The sequence below is a fragment of the Pseudopedobacter sp. genome (assembly GCF_040392825.1).
GTDB lineage: Bacteria > Bacteroidota > Bacteroidia > Sphingobacteriales > Sphingobacteriaceae > Pseudopedobacter.
The window spans coordinates 1-3,320 of the sequence record NZ_JBEBVH010000361.1 but is presented as its reverse complement, the minus strand read 5'-3'; the positions used below and the strand labels follow the sequence as shown (position 1 = coordinate 3,320).

Genomic DNA, 3,320 nt, shown 5'->3' with positions numbered 1-3,320 from the left:
GTCTCCGCAGGCTTTAAATGAAGTTGTAGTTGTAGGTTATGGTACGCAGAAAAAAGCTAGCGTAACAGGAGCTCTGTCCATATTAAATATGAGCGACAAAGAAAATCAACCTCATACAAACGTCAGTCAGGCACTACATGGAGTATCTGGACTATGGGTTAATCAGGCGGGTGGCAAACCTGGGCAGGATGTAGGAGCTATAAAAGTACGGGGTGTTGGGACTTTAAATAACAGCAATCCATTAGTTTTAGTTGATGGGATTGAATATAATATGAACGATGTAAATCCCGAATTTATAGAGAGTATTACTGTACTTAAAGATGCATCTGCCGCAATTTATGGCTCTAGGGCGGCTAATGGTGTTATCCTGGTCACTACAAAACAAGGTACAAAAGGGAAAACTAAGATTAATTATAGTTTTTCTCAAGGCTTACAGAAAGCTACTGCTTTACCAGATGTAGAGTGGGACGCTATTAAATATATGAAGCTGAAAAATACAGCTTTGAGAAATGAAGGCAAGACGGCGGTGGATTATAGTGATGATTTAATCGAAGAATATAAAAAAGGTATGCTATATGATCCTTTAGCTTATCCTAATGTTAACTGGTTTGATGAAGTGTTGACTACTGGTTTGTTACAACAGCACAATTTAAGTTTTTCTGGCGGTGGAAATTCTGTAGTATATAATCTAGCTGCTGGTTACAGCAATCATGACGGCATTTTAATTGCTGCTAATAATGCGAAGAGATATTCAGTAAATTTGAATATAACGGCCAACATTTCTGATAAATTGAAAGTGGGGGGGAACTTTATCGGAAATTACAGGCGATATACTGAGCCAGCTCAAGGGTCAGATGCTACCAATTATTACTTTAATCGTTTAATGAGGGCTTTGCCAATATATGGTACATATCTACCAGACGGGAGGTATGCAAATTTAGCTGTAGCAACACCTAGCAGGTCTGGAACGGAGAACCTAATCCAGTATTTAAAGGAAGGTACTGATGTTCATACTCCACAACGTTTATTAGCCAAAATGTTTGCAGAATACAAACTACCATTTAATATTAAATACAATATTAACGTAGCTTTGGATAAACTAGATGGATATTCTTACAAATTTGAACCAATACTGGTAGCTTATAATCCTCAAACATGGACACCCGGTTATGCTCAACCTAATGCCAGTGCAGAAAGTTATAATGAAAACTTAATTCATCCAACGATATATCAATCGCTTAACTGGTCGCATGTTATCAACCGCTTTCATAACTTATCGATGATGCTAGGTCAGAGTTATGAAAAATATGATCGCCGAACAACAACAGCGAGCATTGAAGGATACTTCGATAATACATTGATCGACTTAAATGCCGGCTCACTCAATCCACAAGTATCAGGAGGAAGTTCTACAGATATATTGGCTTCGTATTTTGGTAGGTTAGGATATGATTATAAAGATAAATATCTTTTGGAAGCTACTTTTAGATACGACGGTTCATCCAGATTTGCCAGAGAAAATAGATGGGGTTTCTTTCCTGCAATGTCTGCCGGATGGCGTTTGGATAAAGAATCTTTTTTTGAGAATCTTTCCAAAAAAGTTAATCTGCTGAAATTGAGAGGCTCTGTAGGAGCTATGGGAAATCAGCAAACAGTTAGCTTGTATGGTTACATGAATACAGTTGTTTTAAATCAAGACTACAGTTTTAATAATTCAATTTCGCCGGGAGCTGCGGTAACTTCTCAGGGAGATCCGAATATTTCGTGGGAAAAAACAACTGCCTATAATCTGGGACTTGATTTTGAAATTACAGATGGACGATTTGGAGGTAGTTTGGATGTTTATAAACGAAGAACAACAGGAATCTTAAGACCTGTAGGTATTGCTGGACAAGTAGGAGCTTTGGCAGGTCCCACAATGAATGTTGGTGTTGTTGACAACAAAGGGTACGAGCTTAATATTTATCATAGAAATAAAATAGGAAAGTTTGAATATTCTTTAAACGGCAGTATCAGTTATGTAACTAATAAAGTTGTGGATTTAAACGGGGAAACTATTATTAGTGGAAGAAGAATAATTAAGGAAGGGTATCCTATAGATTCTTACTATCTTTTAAAAGCGGATGGGATTTATCAAAATATAAATGAAATACAAAATAGTGTAATAGTAAGTGGAGCTGTGAAGCCAGGTTATATTAAATATATTGACCAGAATGATGACCATGCTATTGATGGGGATGATAGAATTATAGTTGGCAGTTCAATACCTAAATACAATTACTCTTTTGGTTTCGATATCAAATATAAAAACTTTGGTTTAAATACTTTTTTTCAGGGAGTTTCAGGTATAAACATATACCCAACAGCTAATCTGGCTTTTCCATTTAATAACGGAGCAGGAATTACTAAAGAATGGGAAACAGATTCCTGGACACCAGAAAATACGAGTGCCAAACTTCCAATATTAACAACTGCTACAGGAGCTACAGAGAATTTTCAAAATTCAACTTTCTGGTTGAAAGATGCTTCATATCTGCGATTAAAGAATGTTCAGATCAATTATAACTTTCCCAAGGAATGGATATCCAAGTTGTCTGTAACTAATCTTACACTGTTTGCTAACGCAAATAATCTACTTACTTTTTCAAAATTTAAAATGTTTGATCCGGAAAAGAATATAGGTAATGATAACCTTTATGAATATCCTTCTCTGAAAACATACAGCTTCGGTTTAAATATCACTTTTTAACAAACTTAAAGTCACGACAATGGGTATTATAAGAATAAATATATGTTTTTTTGTCCTACTCCCATTATTATGGGGGTGTACAACTAAAGATCTCGATACCATACCTCAGGATAGATATACAGACCAAAATTTCTGGACGACTCAAAAAAATGCCATGGCAGCACTATCTGGTTGTTATGCGGTATTAAGGAATCAAGGTATGTTTGACGGTGGGCAGGCAACAATATTACTGGAAGAAACGGCAACCCCAAACGCCTATAATTACACGAATAGAATGGGGTATGGATTGATTGCCCAAGGTACACAAAACAATACGAATACTCCTGTTTTCAATGCCCGGTGGCTAGACAGTTACAGAGGAATAGGACGTTGTAACACGCTATTAGACAAAATAGATTTTATACAAATGGACTCGGGCTTAAAAACGAGAATGAAAGCAGAAGCAAAATTTCTGAGGGCATTTTATTATTCAATGCTAACAACTTACTTTGGCTCTGTACCGCTTATATTGGAGACCCCAAACATAGAAAAGCACTCCAAACTTCATAAAACAGATAGGCGCATTATAATC

The 3,320-nt window shown here is 36.3% G+C and carries 2 protein-coding genes; both read left to right on the top strand.

Annotated elements, in window-relative coordinates:
* Window positions 1-2,749: SusC/RagA family TonB-linked outer membrane protein (locus tag ABWO41_RS16915; RefSeq protein WP_353140539.1), on the top strand; the 2,749-nt coding region annotated here is incomplete at its 5' end.
* A 19-nt stretch (window positions 2,750-2,768) separates the two neighbouring features.
* A partial coding sequence (locus tag ABWO41_RS16910) for a RagB/SusD family nutrient uptake outer membrane protein (RefSeq protein ID WP_353140536.1) occupies window positions 2,769-3,320 on the top strand: 552 nt, incomplete at its 3' end.